The 15489-nt window shown below is 62.4% G+C and carries 13 protein-coding genes; 7 read left to right on the forward strand and 6 right to left on the reverse strand.

Annotated features, from left to right (window positions below):
• Window positions 1–57 precede the first annotated feature (57 nt).
• Both AC19YS_RS15790 and AC19YS_RS15795 read left to right on the forward strand, forming a co-directional pair.
• Window positions 58–1704 carry a VRR-NUC domain-containing protein gene (locus AC19YS_RS15790; RefSeq protein ID WP_500602203.1) on the forward strand — a complete coding sequence of 549 codons (1647 nt, stop codon included), beginning with the start codon at window positions 58–60 and terminating at the stop codon, window positions 1702–1704.
• The gene (locus AC19YS_RS15795) at window positions 1701–3965 is read left to right on the forward strand and encodes an ATP-dependent DNA helicase (RefSeq protein WP_500602204.1); all 2265 of its coding nucleotides are present in this window, start codon (window positions 1701–1703) and stop codon (window positions 3963–3965) included. The genes AC19YS_RS15790 and AC19YS_RS15795 overlap by 4 nt, the downstream gene beginning before the upstream one ends.
• Here AC19YS_RS15795 and AC19YS_RS15800 read toward each other — a convergent pair.
• A complete protein-coding gene (locus AC19YS_RS15800) occupies window positions 3952–4914 on the reverse strand; it encodes an oxidoreductase (protein ID WP_179677519.1) in 963 nt (320 codons plus the stop codon). The genes AC19YS_RS15795 and AC19YS_RS15800 overlap by 14 nt on opposite strands.
• 102 nt (window positions 4915–5016) lie before the next feature.
• On the opposite strand from AC19YS_RS15800, the gene AC19YS_RS15805 reads away from it, so the two are divergent.
• Both AC19YS_RS15805 and AC19YS_RS15810 read left to right on the forward strand, forming a co-directional pair.
• Window positions 5017–5976 (forward strand): AraC family transcriptional regulator, encoded by a 960-nt coding sequence (locus tag AC19YS_RS15805; RefSeq protein ID WP_500602205.1) that lies wholly within the window; start codon window positions 5017–5019, stop codon window positions 5974–5976.
• Complete coding sequence (locus AC19YS_RS15810) at window positions 5957–6898, forward strand: alpha/beta fold hydrolase (protein ID WP_500602206.1); 942 nt, start codon at window positions 5957–5959, stop codon at window positions 6896–6898. Before AC19YS_RS15805 ends, AC19YS_RS15810 begins: the two co-directional genes overlap by 20 nt.
• Here AC19YS_RS15810 and AC19YS_RS15815 read toward each other — a convergent pair.
• Window positions 6861–8327, reverse strand: coding sequence for a sensor histidine kinase (locus AC19YS_RS15815; RefSeq protein ID WP_500602207.1), 1467 nt, complete (start codon window positions 8325–8327; stop codon window positions 6861–6863). The genes AC19YS_RS15810 and AC19YS_RS15815 overlap by 38 nt on opposite strands.
• On the reverse strand, window positions 8324–9034 hold the full coding sequence (locus AC19YS_RS15820) for a response regulator transcription factor (RefSeq protein WP_119740562.1): 711 nt from the start codon (window positions 9032–9034) through the stop codon (window positions 8324–8326). Before AC19YS_RS15820 ends, AC19YS_RS15815 begins: the two co-directional genes overlap by 4 nt.
• 316 nt (window positions 9035–9350) lie before the next feature.
• On the opposite strand from AC19YS_RS15820, the gene msrB reads away from it, so the two are divergent.
• From msrB to msrA, 3 genes are all read left to right on the forward strand, one after another.
• Window positions 9351–9851 (forward strand): peptide-methionine (R)-S-oxide reductase MsrB, encoded by a 501-nt coding sequence (msrB, locus tag AC19YS_RS15825; RefSeq protein WP_119740560.1) that lies wholly within the window; start codon window positions 9351–9353, stop codon window positions 9849–9851.
• A 35-nt stretch (window positions 9852–9886) separates the two neighbouring features.
• Entirely contained in the window at window positions 9887–11647 is a 1761-nt protein-coding gene (locus AC19YS_RS15830; protein ID WP_500602208.1) for a cytochrome c biogenesis protein DipZ, read from the forward strand.
• A gap of 85 nt (window positions 11648–11732) precedes the next feature.
• The gene (msrA, locus tag AC19YS_RS15835) at window positions 11733–12428 is read left to right on the forward strand and encodes a peptide-methionine (S)-S-oxide reductase MsrA (RefSeq protein ID WP_472526165.1); all 696 of its coding nucleotides are present in this window, start codon (window positions 11733–11735) and stop codon (window positions 12426–12428) included.
• A gap of 108 nt (window positions 12429–12536) precedes the next feature.
• Here msrA and AC19YS_RS15840 read toward each other — a convergent pair whose 3' ends face one another.
• The 3 genes from AC19YS_RS15840 to AC19YS_RS15850 form a co-directional block, all read right to left on the reverse strand.
• Complete coding sequence (locus AC19YS_RS15840; protein ID WP_179677514.1) at window positions 12537–12965, reverse strand: nuclear transport factor 2 family protein; 429 nt, start codon at window positions 12963–12965, stop codon at window positions 12537–12539.
• Between the two features lie 104 nt (window positions 12966–13069).
• Window positions 13070–14020: an alpha-E domain-containing protein gene (locus AC19YS_RS15845; protein ID WP_500602209.1), complete on the reverse strand. Its 951-nt coding sequence runs from the start codon at window positions 14018–14020 to the stop codon at window positions 13070–13072.
• A 2-nt stretch (window positions 14021–14022) separates the two neighbouring features.
• A complete protein-coding gene (locus AC19YS_RS15850; RefSeq protein ID WP_106578125.1) occupies window positions 14023–15432 on the reverse strand; it encodes a circularly permuted type 2 ATP-grasp protein in 1410 nt (469 codons plus the stop codon).
• Between the last annotated feature and the right edge of the window lie 57 nt (window positions 15433–15489).

Genomic DNA, 15489 nt, shown 5'->3' on the forward strand with positions numbered 1-15489 from the left:
ACAACGGGTGCGCGACGGCACTCTGTATGCATAACCAGTATTTGATCAGCGCGCGACATGGCCAACCCCCTCGAAAATCCCTTGTATTACCTGCACAACTTCCGCCAAGTCCTGCACTGGCTGGTGCAGCGCTATGCAGATTTACTTGATGCGGACGAACAGCATTTCATTCAGCAATTTGACAGGTTGCCGCAAGCGTCACAGGCGCTGTTGGTGCGCATGGTCATGCGCAAGGGCGTGCATTTTCGCGCAAGCAGGCTCAATTACCTCGAGATTGGTTGCACACGCTCGGCCGCCCTGGCGCTGATTGAGCAGGGTTGGGTCGATGATCAAGGCGCGCTGTGCGTTGAAGAGTTGTTCGCCGTGCTGCAAAAAGGCGAAGTTCTTGCTGCCTTCAAACCCTGGATTGATCAACCCAAAGCCAAGAAAGCCGACTGGCTGGCGCCATTGACGCAGCATTTTACGCAGCAGCGCAGCTTTGCCCAGTGGTGCCCGGACCTGAGCGATGCACTGTACAGCCTCACTGTGATGGACCTGTGCGACCGCTTGCGCCTGATGTTCTTTGGCAATCTGCACCAGGACTGGTCAGAGTTCGTGCTGGCCGACCTTGGCATCTACACCTACGAAAAAGTCGAGTTCTGCGCCGAGTCCCGCGGCCTGCGCACCCGTGACGACGTAGTCGGTTTTCTGTTTCTGCATCAATGCCAGCAGGCCTTTGAAGCGGGGGAGGCACTGGACGGCGTACTCGCGCAAATCGCTACGCTGTGCACCGATAACCCGTGGCTGGAAAAGCGTCGCGCCAAGCTGTTGTTCCAGATCGGCCAGTACTGCGAACGCAGCGCCGAACTGGACCTGGCGCAACGGATTTACCGCCAATGCGCCTATCCCGGCGCCCGCTCACGCCTGATTCGCGTGCTGGAGCGCCAGGAGGATTACCCGCAAGCCATGGCCCTGGCGTGCGCCGCGCAACAGGCTCCGGAAAGCGCCGCCGAACAGCAACACCTGCTGCGCGTGCTGCCACGCCTGCGGCGCAAGCTGGGGGAGCCGGCGTTGCCCAAGGCCAAGCCGCGGCCCGTCACGCGCCTGGATCTGGCGCTGGAGGTGCCGCAGCCGCTGATGTCAGTGGAGTACTGCGTGCAGGCGCACCTCAGTGAACCCGATGCGCCGGTGCATTACGTCGAGAATGGCCTGATCAACTCCCTGTTCGGTCTGTTGTGCTGGGAGGCGATTTTTGCACCGTTGCCCGGCTCGTTTTTCCACCCGTTCCAGCGCGGGCCGGTGGACTTGCACAGTGAGGATTTCCATCAGCGCCGCGCGCCGTTGTTCGCGGCATGTTTCGAGCAGCTTGGCGATGAGCGTTACAAGGCCACCATCCGCCAGCGTTACGTCGACAAATGGGGCATCCAGTCGCCTTTTGTGTTCTGGAACCTGCTCAGTGAAGACCTGCTGCAGCAAGCATTGGACTGCTTGCCCGCCGAACACCTGCGCTACTGGTTTGAACGCTTGCTGCTGGACATCCGCGCCAACCGCGCCGGCATGCCGGACCTGATCCAGTTCTGGCCCGCCCAAAAGACTTACCGCATGATCGAGGTCAAGGGCCCCGGCGACCGCCTGCAGGACAACCAGCTGCGCTGGCTGGAGTTCTGTGGCGAGTACCAGATGCCGGTCACCGTCTGTTATGTGCGCTGGGCGCAGTCAGCTTGAGCTACAGCGTTGCGGTGCGTGCGCTGTGTGAATTCACGGCCAAGGTCGGCGACCTCGACCTGCGCTTCACGCCGTCGCCCAGCGCCCAGGAAGGTATCGTCGGCCACCGCACCGTGGCGTCGCGGCGCAGCGCGCACTACCAGAACGAAGTCGCGCTGGAAGGCCAATACCAACAGCTCACAGTACGGGGCAGGGCGGACGGCTACGACCCGGACAGCAATCGCCTGGAAGAAGTGAAAACCTATCGCGGCGACCTCGACGCCCAGCCCACCAACCACCGTCAACTGCATTGGGCGCAGGTCAAGGTATACGGCTGGTTGATGTGCCAGAAGCTTGGCCTTGGTGAAATCGACCTGGCACTGGTGTACTTCGACATCGTCGGCGAGGGCGAAACCCTGCTCAACCAGCGCTTTGAAGCGGCCGACCTTGAACGGTTCTTCAACCAACAGTGCGCGTTGTTCCTGGGCTGGGCCCAACTGGAAATGCAGCACCGCGACGCGCGCAACAGCGCCGCCCAGCGCCTGGCATTCCCCCACGCCGACTTTCGCCCCGGCCAGCGCGCCCTGGCAGAGTCGGTCTACAAAGCCGTCAGTACCGGCCGTTGCCTGATGGCGCAGGCGCCCACTGGCATCGGCAAAACCGTCGGCACGATCTTTCCGCTGCTCAAGGCCCTGGCGCCGCAGCAGCTGGACAAGGTGTTTTTTCTTACCGCCAAGACGCCGGGCCGCAAGCTGGCCCTGGACGCCGCCCAAGTCCTCAACGACAGCAGCCCCGATTTGCCCCTGCGCGTGCTCGAACTGGTGGCGCGGGACAAGGCCTGCGAACACCTGGACAAAGCCTGCCATGGCGATTCCTGCCCGTTGGCCAAAGGCTTTTACGATCGTCTGCCGGCCGCGCGCACGGCCGCGTCCAAGGTGCGCCTGCTGGACCAGCGCAACCTGCGCGACGTGGCGCTGGCCCATGACGTTTGCCCGTATTACCTGAGCCAGGAAATGGCGCGTTGGACCGACCTGGTGGTGGCCGACTACAACTACTATTTCGACTTTGGCGCCATGCTGTTCGGCCTGGCCCAGTTGAACCAATGGCGCGCCGCCGTGCTGGTGGACGAAGCCCACAACCTGGTAGAGCGCGCGCGTTCGATGTACAGCGCCAGCCTCGACCAATACAGCCTCAAGACCCTGCGCGACAGCGCACCCGAGCCGCTGAAGAAACCCTTGCAACGCCTGAACCGCGAATGGAACGCCCTGCACAAGGACCAGCTCGCGCCGTACCAGGCCTACGCCAACAAACCCGAAAAACTGCTGCAGGCGCTGAGCCTCTGCGCCAGCGCCCTGGGCGACTACTTCAACGATCACCCCGAAGCCCTCAGCGGCGACCTGCAGGCGTTTTATTTCGAAGCGCTGCAATTTGCCAAAGTCGCCGAACTGTTCAACGAACACTTCATCTTTGATATCAGCAAGCGCCAGTTCGGTGGCAAGCGCAGTGCTTCAACCCTGTGCCTGCGCAATGTGGTGCCGGCCGAATTCATTCGGCCCAGGCTGACCGCCGCGCGCAGCAGCGTGCTGTTTTCCGCGACCCTGAGCCCACGCCACTATTACGCCGACTTGCTCGGCCTGCCGGCGGATACCGCGTGGATCGACGTGGAATCGCCGTTCAAGGCCGAGCAATTGCAGGTGCGTATCGTCGACGCGATCTCCACACGGTTTGTGCACCGCCAAGCCTCGCTGGAACCGATCGTCGAGCTCATCGCCGGGCAATTCGCGCAACGGCCCGGCAATTACCTGGCGTTTTTCTCAAGCTTCGATTACCTGCAGCAGGTGGCACAGTTAATGGCCGAGCGCCACCCGCAGGTGGCGCTGTGGTTGCAGTCACGCGGCATGGCCGAGGCCGAACGCCAGGGTTTTCTCAACCAGTTTACCCAGCACAGCCAGGGCATCGGCTTTGCCGTGCTGGGCGGTGCGTTTGGTGAAGGCATTGATTTGCCTGGCGCACGCTTGATTGGCGCCTTCATCGCCACCCTGGGTTTGCCGCAACTGAACCCGATCAACGAACAGATGAAAGCGCGCATGGCGTCGATCTTCGGGTCCGGTTACGACTACACCTACCTGTACCCCGGCATTCAGAAAGTGGTGCAGGCGGCGGGGCGCGTGATTCGCAGCCAGCAGGATGAGGGCGTGGTGATGTTGATTGACGACCGCTTTGGCGAAGCGCGCGTTCGCCAATTGTTGCCGCGCTGGTGGGCGCCCGTCACTCAAGCGTGATGCCGCTCAGTTGTTCGCTCAGCGCCCAGAGTTTTTCGGCTTGCTCCGGATCGATGGCCCAGGCGTGAACGCCGCTGCGCTGGGTGTGATCTTCAGTGGGCGTGGCGACTTCACAGTCCTCGCAGTACAGGCCGCCCATGCCGTCAAGTTGCGGGCTGACGCCACACCACACCAGCGTCGCGGCGCCTTGTGCGGGGCTTTTGTAATGGCTGGCCGCACGCACAGTGCCGTGTTCATCCAGCGCGCCGACGAACGCCAAGTCCTTTTTGTCCAGATAGCGAACCAGGTCAGTAAGAATTTCGCCGGGGTGCACTGAAAAGGCACGCACGTGGTGGGCCTCGCCACGTGTGTCCAGCGCCACCGCAAACAGTGCGTTGGCGGTTTTTGATTGCCCGTAGGCCAGCCATTTGTCATAAGCGCGCCGTTCAAACTGCGGGTCTTCGAAATGAAGGGGGCTCAGGCGATGACCCAGAGACGACACCGACACTACGCGCGCACCGTTAGCCTTGCACAGGGACGGCCACAGCCGGGCGGTCAGTTGAAAGTGGCCGAGGTGGTTGGTGGCAAACTGTGCTTCCAGGCCGGCGGCGCTTCTGTGCAACGGCGTGGCCATGATCCCGGCGCTATTGATCAGCAGGTCCAATGGCCGCCCGGACGCAATAAAACCCTGGGCAAAGCGCTCAATTGACGCCGCGTCGATCAGGTCCAGGCGGGCGTGTTCAACGCCCTGTATGCCGTGCAGATTGCGCTGCGCCTTTTGCACGTCACGCGCCGGGACGATCACCTGTGCTCCGGCACTTGCAAGGGCGCGAGTGGCCTCCAGGCCAATTCCGGAGTATCCGCCGGTGACGATGGCTGTCATTGCGCGCAAGTCTTTAGCGGCCAGTGCTTGCAGCGCGGTGGTACTGGCATCAAAACCACTGTTGAGGGGGGCTTGTTTGCGCGTCATGGCGGTTCTCCGTTTGAGGTAGGGCTATGTTCTTCGTTGAAGGTCGGACGCGGAATACCCTAAAGTCCGGGTTTCTATCGCGATCGTCCGGAGCTTTTTAGTATGGATACGCTCTCCGAGGTATTGGCCCTCTTGAAAAGCCACCGCACGTTGTTCGCGGGCTTGAAGGCCGGCGGCACGTGGGCGGTGAATTTTCCGGCGCCGCAGGGCATCAAGTTCAATGCCGTGGTGGAGGGCAATTGTTGGCTGGAAGTGAAGGGCGAGCCGGTGCCCATCGCCTTGAGCGAGGGCGATTGTTTTTTACTGACACACAACCGCCCGTGGAGATTGTCCAGCAACCTTGCACCGGAGGGCGTTGACGCGCGTGACGTTTACCGCGAGGCGGTGGGCGGCATCGCCCGCGTGGGCGACGCGCAGGATTTGTTTCTGATTGGCGGGCTGTTCACCTACGGCGATGAGGCGCGTTTGTTGCTCGATGGGTTGCCGCCAGTGGTGCGTATCAGCGCCAGGTCCGAACAGGCCGGTGTGTTGCGCTGGTGCCTGGAGCGGCTGGCCCTGGAATATGCCGGCCCAAGACTCGGCGCGGCATTGATGACCGAGCATTTGGCGCAAATGATGCTGGTGCAAATCCTGCGGCTCTATCAATCTTCCCTGGGTGCCAGCACTCGAGGCTGGTTGGCAGCCTTGACCGACCCACGGTTGGCACCGGTACTTGCGCAAGTGCACGCCGAACCGGCGCGGCGTTGGACCTTGAGTGACATGGCCGGTATTGCCAATCAGTCCCGTTCGACGTTTGCCTTGCGCTTCAAGCAGCAGGTCGGGATGGCCCCTCAGGAGTACCTGACCCGTTGGCGCATGCACTTGGCGATAAAGGCCTTGAACACCTCCGGCAGCAGCGTGTCCAGCATCGGCCAGGCGTTGGGGTACCAGTCGGACAGCGCCTTCAGCAGCGCATTCAAGCGTCAGATGAAGTGCACCCCACGCGAATACCGCGAGCGCTCCCTGCATAACCTTCACACCATCGATCACAAGGAAGCCCGTGATGAGCGATATCCAGCATGACAAGGTTCAGGTCAACGGTATTGAGTTGAGCGTCCACATCGCCGGGCCCGAGCAAGGCCAGCCGATTTGGCTGCTGCACGGGTTTCCCGAGTGCTGGCACTCTTGGCGAGAGCAGATTCCCGCGCTGGCCGGCGCTGGTTATCGGGTGTTCGCGCCCGAAATGCGCGGCTATGGCGAATCGAGTTCGCCTGCCGAGGTCGCCGATTACGAGTTACTGACCTTGTGCGCCGATATTCAGCAGGCCATGGACCATTTCGGCCATCACCAGGTGGTGATGGTCGGCCACGACTGGGGCGCCGTGGTGGCCTGGCATCTGGCGTTACTGGAGCCTGCGCGGGTCAGCCGCTTGATCACGATGTCGGTGCCGTTTGCCGGACGTGCGCGGCGCCCGGTGATCGAGATCATGCGCGAGCTGTACGCCGATCGCTTCAACTACATCCTGTATTTCCAGGCACCGGGCGTAGCCGAGCGGGAGCTGGATGCCGACATCGAACGCACGTTGCGGCTGTTCATGCAGGATCAGGATGTGTTCCTGCAGAAAAAGCCAGCCAACGCCACTTTGTTCGACGGCGTCTCGGCCCCCGGCGCATTGCCAACGTGGTGCACTCAAGCGGACATGGGCGTTTACGTGCACACCTTCAGCAAGTGCGGTTTTCGTGGCCCGCTGAACTGGTATCGCAACTTTGAGCGCAATTGGCACCGCACCGAGTTCCTCGCCGGCCAGCCCGTGCTGCAACCCACATTATTCTTGATTGGCGACCGTGATCCGGTCGGCGTGTTTGAAGCTCACACCCTCAAGCGAATGCCCGACGCAGTGCCCAACCTGCAACAGCAGGTGTTGGCCAACTGCGGTCACTGGATCCAGAACGAACAGGCCGAGCGGGTCAACGCGCTGATGCTCGCGTTTCTAGCGAGAACCTGAAGGTCGCACCATGGCCTGGGCGCTCCACCAATTGGATGTCGCGCCCGTGCAATTGCAGGATACGGTGCACGATGCGCAGGCCCAGGCCGCCATCGCGGCGCGCGCCGCCGATGGTGAAAGCGCGCAGGAACAAGCCTTCGCGCAGCGGCGCGTCGATGCCCGGGCCGCTGTCGCTGACGGTGACCGTCACACAAGTAGCCTCGGGTGCCAGGATCACTTCGACTTCGCCGTTTACCGGTGTATGCCGCAAGGCGTTGTCGAGCAGGTTGGTCAATACACGTTCGATCAGGCCCAGGTCGGCCAGCACGGTCGGCACCTGTGGCGGCAGCGTGGCGGTGAGTGTAATGGCGCGGGCTTCGGCGGTGAGTTCGAATTTCTGGAAGATGTCTTGCACCAGGTCGGGCAGGGAAAAGCCTTCGATCACGGGCTGCACAAAACCATGTTCCAGGCGCACCAGCTCCAGCAGTGACTGGGCCAACCCGCCCACCTTGCGGCTTTGGTCGAGGGCGATGCCCAGGTAGCGGCGGCGCTCGTCGGGGCTGAGGCTGGCGTCCTTGAGGGACAGGGTTTCCAGGTAGCCGTGCAGCGACGCCAACGGCGTGCGCAGGTCATGGGAAATATTCGCGACCATTTCCCGACGTTCCTGGTCCTGATGGGTGATGGCGCGCCATTGTTCGCCCAGGCGGTTTTCCATTTGTACGAAGGCATGGTCGAGCACCGCGATTTCATCGCCGCTGTCGAGTTCGGGGGGATTGATTTGCGTGGGTTTGGGGGCGCCGTCGATGTCGAACCGGCCCACCTTGTCGGTGAGCTGACGCAACGGTCGGGTGATCCAGGCAAAGGCGATCAAACCGGCCAACAGGCAGAGCAGGGCGACCAGCCCGATGGACCACAAGGCAATCTTCAGCGCCATGCCCGTCGCGTCTTTGGCGTCGTACACATCATGGGCTTCGCCCAGCAGCACTACGTACAGGAAGCCGGTTTGCTGGCCGTTGGCCTTGAGCGGCGCCGCGCTGAATACCTTGTGCCCATCGACGCTGCGCGGGTCATCGCCGAGGATCGGCAGCATCGCGCCGCTGAGGAATCGGCGCACCGGTACGAGGTCGACCTTGTCGCGCAGCAAATGCCCGCTGGGCGCGGCATTCCCGACCACACGTCCGTCAATATCGAGCAAGTACACCTCGACACTCGGGTTGACCAGCATCAACTGGCTGAACAGGTTGCGCACTGCCTCGGGCTTGAGGCCGTCGGCGTCCATCAGTTGAGTGTCGCGAGCAATATGCGCAGCCAGGTCGCGGGACAGGCCTTGCACCACTTCCAGTTCATGCATGCGGTTGGAGCGCACCTGCAGCCATGCCGAGGTGCCGCTGCAGATCACCAGCAGCACGGCGAACACCACCGACAGGCGCTGGGTCAGGGTCAGTTTCATGATGCACTCTCGGCAAACTTGTAGCCCCGGCCCCACACCGTGAGGATGAGCACCGGGTTGGCCGGGTCGGCTTCGACTTTGGCGCGCAGCCGGTTGATATGCGTGTTCACGGTGTGTTCATAGCCTTCGTGGCTGTAGCCCCACACCGCGTTGAGCAGGTCCATGCGCGAAAACACCTTGCCCGGCTGGCGGGCGAAGAAATACAGCAGGTCAAACTCGCGCGGCGTGAGGTCCAGGCGCTGGCCTTGCAGGGTCGCGTCGCGGGTCAGCGGGTTGATGAACAACTGGCCAAGGTCGAGGCTGCCGGCGTCCATCTTCAGGTTGCGCGCCATCGCATCCACGCGGCGCAGCAGCGCCTTGACCCGTGCGACCAGTTCGGGCATCGAAAACGGCTTGGCCAGGTAATCGTCGGCGCCCAGCTCCAGCCCAAGGATGCGGTGCAACTCGCTGGAGCGCGCGCTGGTGATGATGATCGGGGTGTAGCGCGTCATGGCGCGGGCGCGCCGGCAGATTTCCAGACCGTCGACGCCGGGCAGCATCAAGTCGAGGATCAGCGCATCCCAGCCGCCCTGTTCGAGCAGGTGCAGGCCTTCATTGCCGTCGGCGCTGTGCACCACCTCAAACTGCTCGTCGCGCAGGTGCAGGCAGATCAAGTCGGCAATATGGGCATCGTCCTCGACCACCAGGACACGTTTGGGCTGATCCATGCTGAAAACCTTCGCTTGTAGTTCGCGCATTGTGCGGGTTTTGCAACAGTGTAGTTATCACGAATTGTTTAACTCTGCGTGAGGATTTCGCGACCGCCCAGGGCCCAGGATGACCTCAATGCAAGGGCGCTGGTTATGACACGACAGGTTTTTGTGGCGAGCCAGATCCCCGTGGCGAGCGGGCTTGCCCCGCGTCGGGCTGCGCAGCGGCCCCAAAAAAAGCGGGCGCTACGCACTCCAACGCGGGGCAAGCCCGCTCGCCACACCAAACCCTCCAGCCAGACGATCAGCGCCAGTCATCCATGAGGAAATTCCCATGTATTCACGCCGACAAATACTGCTAGCCACCGGCGGCCTGGGTGTCGCCGTCCTGGCCGGCGGCCTGCTCAAACAGCTCAACCTGGTCACCGACGCCGAAGCCGCGGAAACCTTCGAGGTCAACCACACCGAGGCCCAGTGGCGCAGCCTGCTCAGCGCCGAGCAATTCGACATTCTGCGCGAGGAGGGCACCGAACGGCCTTACACCAGCCCGCTCAACGATGAGCACCGCACAGGCACTTTCGCCTGCGCCGGCTGTGCGCTGCCTTTGTTCTCCTCGGCCACCAAGTTCGACAGCCACACCGGTTGGCCAAGCTTCTGGCAGCCACTGGACAACGCGGTCGCCAGCCACGTCGACACCTCCTTTGGCGTGGTGCGCAAGGAAATTCACTGCCGCCGCTGTGGTGGCCACCAAGGGCACGTCTTCGACGATGGCCCTGCACCCACCGGCCTACGCTATTGCATGAACGGCGCGGCCATGACGTTCACGGCGGCTTAAGCCGATGTTTATCAATACTTATAAGGGACGATCCCATGTGGCTTCTGGTTCTCGCGTATCTGGGCGGCGTGCTGACAATTGTCAGCCCGTGCATCCTGCCTGTTCTGCCTTTTGTCTTCGCTCGCACCGGGCAGCCGTTTATGCGCAGTGGCTTGCCGCTGTTGGCGGGGATGGCGGTGACGTTCGCCCTGGTGGCCTCGCTGGCGGCAGTGGGCGGCGGTTGGGTGGTGCAAGTCAATCAATACGGGCGCTGGCTCGCGTTGCTGTGCGTTGCCCTGTTCGGACTCACGCTGTTGCTGCCGCAATTGTCGGAGCGCCTGACGCGGCCCTTGGTGGCCGCCGGCAGTCGCCTGTCCGAAGCCGCTGGAGCCGACGCCAAACCGCGTCCGGGCGCCTCCTTCCTGATCGGCGTGGCCACCGGTTTGCTCTGGGCTCCCTGCGCCGGGCCCATCCTCGGGTTGGTACTGACCGGCGCGGCACTGCAGGGCGCCAGCATCGGCACGACCTTGCTGTTGCTGGCCTACGCCGCCGGTGCTGCGACGTCACTGGCGCTGGCGCTGCTGGTCGGCGGTAAAGTCTTTGGCTTGATGAAAAAGTCGCTCGGCGCCGGCGAATGGCTGCGCCGCGGTCTGGGTGCACTGATGTTGGTCGGCGTGGCCGCCATCGCGCTGGGCCTGGACACCGGGGTGCTATCGCGCTTGTCGACAGCTTCTACCGGCGGTCTGGAACAAAACCTGGTGGACACACTCAGCGCCAAGCCCGAACAGAAGAGCGGCGCGATGATGGCGGGCGGAGCCATGATGGCGGCGGCCAACCACAGCGATTCGCTGCCCATCGAAGGGGCTTTGCCGGCGCTGGACGGCGCGGTGCAGTGGCTCAACAGTCCGCCACTGAGCGCCGAAGCGCTCAAAGGCAAAGTGGTGCTGGTGGATTTCTGGACCTACTCCTGCATCAACTGCCTGCGCAGCTTGCCCTATGTCAAAGCCTGGGCCGAGAAATACCACGACCAGGGCCTGGTGGTGATTGGCGTACACGCCCCGGAATTCGCCTTTGAACGCGACGTGAGCAACGTCACCAAGGCCATGAAGGATCTGGGCATCACCTACCCGGTGGCGATCGACAACAACTATAAAATCTGGCGCGCCTTCAACAACCAGTACTGGCCGGCGCACTACTTTGCCGATGCCAAGGGCCAGATTCGCTATCACCACTTTGGTGAGGGCGATTACGCCGAGTCCGAACGCGTCATTCAACAACTGCTGCGTGAGGCTGGCGCGACCAACGTCGCCGGTGGCTTGATCGAAGCCGACGCCAAGGGCGTGCAGCAAGCGCCGGACATGAACGAGGTGCAATCGCCGGAAACCTACCTGGGCTTCCAGCGTGCGGAAAACTTCGTCACCACCGGCACCCTGGGCACCGACACCGTGGTGAATTACCCGGCAGCCGGCACCCTGGCGCTGAACAACTGGACCCTGGAAGGCCCATGGAATGTCGGCGGCCAGCAAGCCACCCTCGACCAGGCTGGCGGGCGCATCGTCTACCGCTTCCATGCCCGTGACCTGCACCTGGTGCTGGGCCCGGGTGCCGATGGCAAGCCGGTGCGCTTCAAGGTGACGATTGACGGCCAAGCGCCGGGCAATGCCCACGGCACGGATGTGGCGCCCGATGGCAGCGGCACGGTGACCGAGCAACGCCTGTATCAGCTCGTGCGCCAGCCTGCCGGGGTCAAGGACCGCACCTTCAGCATCGAATTTCTCGACCCGCACGTGGCGGCTTATGCCTTCACCTTCGGCTGACCCATCAATCTTGAAGTGAAAACCCAATCAATGTGGGAGCAGGCAAGCCAGCTTCCACACTCGACCGCGCTCTGGAGTGAGTTTTATGAGGCTTCTCAAAATTTTACCCGCATTGGCCTTCGCCACCTTCGTCGGCCAAAGTTCGGCCTTTTCTTTCGGCGCCTCCGATGACGCGGTGATGATCGCACCACCCGCGCTGGACCTGCCGGCCGAGTCCGGCAACCTGCAAACCGCGGTGTTTGCAGGTGGCTGTTTCTGGGGCGTGCAAGGGGTGTTCCAGCATGTACAGGGCGTGAAAAACGCCGTGTCCGGCTACGACGGCGGCGCGGCCAACACGGCGCAGTACGAGTCGGTCAGCGAGGGCGACACCGGCCACGCCGAGTCGGTGTCGGTGACCTACGATCCGAGCAAGGTCAGCTACGGCAAGCTGCTGCAGATCTACTTCTCGGTGGCCCACAACCCCACCGAACTCAACCGCCAGGGCCCGGACAGTGGCACCCAGTACCGCTCGGAGATTTTCGCGCAAAATGCCGAGCAGCAAAAAGTCGCTCAGGCCTATATCGCGCAGCTCGACGCTGCCAAGGCCTTCGACAAGCCGATCGTGACCAAAGTGGAGATGGGCAAGGCGTTTTACCCGGCCGAGTCCTATCACCAGGACTTCCTCACCGAGAACCCGTCCTACCCCTACATTGTGATCAATGACCTGCCGAAAGTGGCGCAGCTGAAAAAACTGTTCCCGGACCAATACCGCGCAGAACCCGTGCTGGTAAAAAACCAATAACCGACGCAAAACCAATGTGGGAGCGGGCCGGCCCGCGATGGCGGTGGTTCAGTCACCATCGATGCAACTGAACGTGCGCTATCGCGGGTCAGCCCGCTCCCACATTTTTTAACCTTTGGTTTTTGCCAGATAAGGCGCTAACCGCCGCCCCATTTCCTCACCCAACGCCTGCAACCCGCTCAGCGGCCGCACCATCACTTCAAACTCGACGATTTGCCCCGACTCATTGAAACGAATCAGGTCAATCCCCTTGAGCTGCTTGTCGCCCACCCGCGCGCTGAACTCCAGCACCACACTGAGCCCGTCGGCCGTGGCCAGTTCACGGTGGTATTTGAAGTCTTCAAACACCGTGATCACGGTGTTCAGAATCATCGACACCACGGGCGCGCCAGGGTAGGGCGTGTGGGCCATGGGTGAGCGGAAGACGGCATCAGGCGCCAGCAGTTCGGGCAGCGATTGCAGATCGCGCCCGGCCAGCATCGCGTGCCAGCGTTGCAACGTCTGAGCGGCGGCGGGGGTCAGTGTCAGTTCGGACATGCGCTGTACCTGTTCTTGGGATGGGAAGGCCTTTCACCTGCCCAACATAAGAGCGGCACCTGAGCAGGGTCAATCACCCGAACTGACAGTTAAGTGACTGCAACTCACACCACTTCCAGGTACGAGCTATGAATCGCCCGTGCCAGCTCACGCACCGTGTCGATAAAGTCCGTCAGGCGGCTGTGCAAGCCGTCCTGCAGAATCTCATCGATCCCGGTATAGCGCAGGCGCGCCTCGAATTCCGCCGCCAGGCGCTGCGCCGTGCGCCCATAGCTGCCGGGCAAGCCCGCGAGGATATGGCTCAGCTCCTCGATACACGCATGCAACGAACGCGGCACGTCACTGCGCAGCAGCAGCAACTCCGATACCGAGCGCGCATTCAAGGCATTCGGGTACAGCTCGGTGTAGGCTTCAAACGACGACAACGCCCGCAGCAGGGCGCTCCACTGGTAATAGCCGCGTGCCGACAAGTCGCTGACTTCTTCCGACTCCTCGCCAAACATTTCATAGCGCGCGTCCAGCAAGCGCAAGGTGTTGTCCGCGCGCTCGACGAAGGTGCCCAGGCGTATAAACCGGTACGCGTCATTGCGCATGATGGTGCCGGACGTCGCGCCGCGGAACAGGTGCGAACGCTGCTTGACCCAGTCACAGAAGTGGCTGATGCCGTGCCGCGCCAGGCCACCGGCGGCGATGCTGCGCATTTCCAGCCAGGTGGCGTTAAGGTTTTCCCACATGTCGGCGGTAATGCGTCCGCGTACCGCGTGGGCATTGCCCCGCGCGGCACGCAGGCAGTTGTAGATGCTGGCGGGGTTTTCTTCGTCGAGGGCGAAGAAGTGCAGCATGAGCGTCGCGTCCAGCTCTTTGTGACGCTCCAGGTAATTCTCCAGGGTGCCGCTGCTGAGCAACGCCATCGCCAGTTCGTCCAGCCCATCGCTGTGCCCGGCCTGGGGCATCAGCGACAGCGAGTAACTGACTTCAAGCATGCGCGCCAGGTTTTCGGCGCGTTCCAGGTAACGCGACATCCAGTACAGATCTGCGGCGGTTCTACTCAACATACTCAGCCCTCCACCACCCAGGTGTCCTTGGTTCCGCCGCCTTGCGACGAGTTGACGATCAACGAGCCTTCCTTCAATGCCACGCGGGTCAGGCCGCCGGGCACCAGGCGGGTTTCCTTGCCCGAGAGCACGAACGGGCGCAGGTCGATATGCCGCGGCGCAATGCCGTTTTCGACGAAGGTGGGGCAGGTGGACAGGCTCAGGGTCGGTTGGGCGATGTAGGCGTGGGGACGTGCCTTGATGCGTTGGCGGAAGTCCTCGATTTCGGCGGCGGTGGAGGCCGGGCCGACCAGCATGCCGTAGCCGCCCGAGCCCTGGGTTTCCTTGACCACCAATTCCGGCAAGTGGGCGAGCACGTGGGACAGTTCATCCGGCTTGCGGCACTGGAAGGTCGGCACGTTTTGCAGAATCGGCTCTTCATCCAGGTAGAAACGGATCATCTGCGGCACGTACGGGTAAATCGACTTGTCATCGGCCACGCCGGTGCCAATCGCATTGGCCAGCACCACATTGCCGGCGCAATAGGCGGCAACCAGCCCCGGCACGCCGAGCATCGAATCGGGATTGAAGGCCTTGGGGTCGAGGAAGGCGTCGTCGATTCGCCGGTAAATCACATCCACCGGCTTGGGCCCGTCGGTGGTGCGCATGAACACCTTGAGGTCGTGCACGAACAGGTCGGCGCCTTCGACCAGTTCCACGCCCATTTCTCGGGCGAGGAAGGCGTGTTCGAAGAAGGCGCTGTTGAAGCGGCCCGGGGTCAGCACCACCACGTTGGGATTGTCGAGGCGGCTGGAACTTTTCAGGGTCTTGAGCAGCAGGTTGGGGTAGTGGTCCACCGGCGCTATGCGCTGCTTGGCGAACACTTCCGGGAACAGGCGCATCATCATCTTGCGGTCTTCGAGCATGTAGCTCACGCCGCTGGGGGTGCGCAGGTTGTCTTCGAGCACGTAGTAGGTGCCGTCGCCGTCGCGCACCAGGTCAACCCCGGAAATGTGCGAATAAATGTCGCGGTGCAGGTCCAGCCCGACCATCGCCTTCTGATAACCCTCGTTGCCCAGCACCTGTTCGGCAGGAATGATCCCGGCCTTGATGATGCGTTGGTCGTGATAGATGTCGGCCAGGAACATGTTCAGCGCATTGACGCGCTGGATACAGCCGCGTTCGATCACGCTCCATTCAGTGGCGGGGATGCTGCGGGGAATGATGTCGAAGGGGATCAGGCGCTCGGTGTCCTGCTCGTCGCCGTAGAGGGTGAAGGTGATCCCGGCGCGGTGGAACAGCAAATCGGCTTCGCGGCGCCTTTGCGCCAGCAGTTCCGGCGGCGTGTTGGCCAGCCAGCGGGAGAAATCCTGATAGTGCGCACGGCACACGCCATGTGCGTCATTCATTTCATCAAAGAAAGATCGAGCCATTCCAGTACCTTGTCAGTGCCCAGGGGTGCTTGGGTGGCACTGCCGCTTTAAAAAACG

It is taken from the genome of Pseudomonas sp. MF08831, from assembly GCF_059862645.1.

Coding starts and splice junctions, on each gene's coding strand:
- AC19YS_RS15810 (WP_500602206.1), top strand. CDS start 5,957: ATGAGCGATATCCAGCATGACAAGGTTCAGGTCAACGGTATTGAGTTG.
- AC19YS_RS15820 (WP_119740562.1), bottom strand. CDS start 9,034: ATGGATCAGCCCAAACGTGTCCTGGTGGTCGAGGACGATGCCCATATT.
- AC19YS_RS15840 (WP_179677514.1), bottom strand. CDS start 12,965: ATGTCCGAACTGACACTGACCCCCGCCGCCGCTCAGACGTTGCAACGC.
- AC19YS_RS15790 (WP_500602203.1), top strand. CDS start 58: ATGGCCAACCCCCTCGAAAATCCCTTGTATTACCTGCACAACTTCCGC.
- AC19YS_RS15815 (WP_500602207.1), bottom strand. CDS start 8,327: ATGAAACTGACCCTGACCCAGCGCCTGTCGGTGGTGTTCGCCGTGCTG.
- AC19YS_RS15805 (WP_500602205.1), top strand. CDS start 5,017: ATGGATACGCTCTCCGAGGTATTGGCCCTCTTGAAAAGCCACCGCACG.
- AC19YS_RS15850 (WP_106578125.1), bottom strand. CDS start 15,432: ATGGCTCGATCTTTCTTTGATGAAATGAATGACGCACATGGCGTGTGC.
- AC19YS_RS15845 (WP_500602209.1), bottom strand. CDS start 14,020: ATGTTGAGTAGAACCGCCGCAGATCTGTACTGGATGTCGCGTTACCTG.
- msrB (WP_119740560.1), top strand. CDS start 9,351: ATGTATTCACGCCGACAAATACTGCTAGCCACCGGCGGCCTGGGTGTC.
- AC19YS_RS15800 (WP_179677519.1), bottom strand. CDS start 4,914: ATGACGCGCAAACAAGCCCCCCTCAACAGTGGTTTTGATGCCAGTACC.
- msrA (WP_472526165.1), top strand. CDS start 11,733: ATGAGGCTTCTCAAAATTTTACCCGCATTGGCCTTCGCCACCTTCGTC.
- AC19YS_RS15830 (WP_500602208.1), top strand. CDS start 9,887: ATGTGGCTTCTGGTTCTCGCGTATCTGGGCGGCGTGCTGACAATTGTC.